1 protein-coding gene is annotated in these 504 nt (G+C 42.3%); it reads left to right on the top strand.

Annotation, left to right across the window (positions count from 1 at the left end; all coding sequences use genetic code 11):
• Positions 1-113 precede the first annotated feature (113 nt).
• Positions 114-504, top strand: a 391-nt coding sequence (locus R7Z49_RS27975; RefSeq protein WP_318112917.1) for a prepilin-type N-terminal cleavage/methylation domain-containing protein, incomplete at its 3' end; no start/stop codon positions are given.

Genomic DNA, 504 nt, shown 5'->3' with positions numbered 1-504 from the left:
TCCAGGTTATAGTGCTTATTTTGTTAACTCTCTAAATTTTGCATACAACCGAGATAACATCGATGAGGTCGTTGATCCGATTATTAATTTCCGCTGGAAAAAGGGCTCTTGGAATGATCTCTAAACAAAAAGGTTTTAACCTTCTTGAGGTTCTAATTTCTTTTTTGCTTATCGGTGTCGGGGCTCTAGGTTTAACAAAGCTAAACGTGTATCTCGAACGAGAATCCGACTATGCGATAGAAAGTATTGAAGCGTTGCGTCTTGCTGAAAATAAATTGGAATGGTTCCGTACGCGTGGAGCATCGGATGCGCTTTCGACGATCTCTACGGCTAGCTTTGCCTCTATTGCAACAGGATCTTCCGCTACTGGTGCGTATACAGTGGAGTGGGTTGTGCCGTCGGCTACTGTGTCTGGATCTCTTAAAACCATTACTATTACGACCAGTTGGAAAGATAGAGTGGGACAAACGCAATCAGTTCAGTTGAAAACTATGATTTCACAGT

The sequence above is a fragment of the Vibrio sp. 1562 genome (assembly GCF_033340155.1).
In the GTDB taxonomy this organism is placed as follows: Bacteria; Pseudomonadota; Gammaproteobacteria; order Enterobacterales; family Vibrionaceae; genus Vibrio; species Vibrio alginolyticus.
Note: the sequence above shows the minus strand (reverse complement) of the source record. Positions and strands in the feature narration are given on the sequence as shown.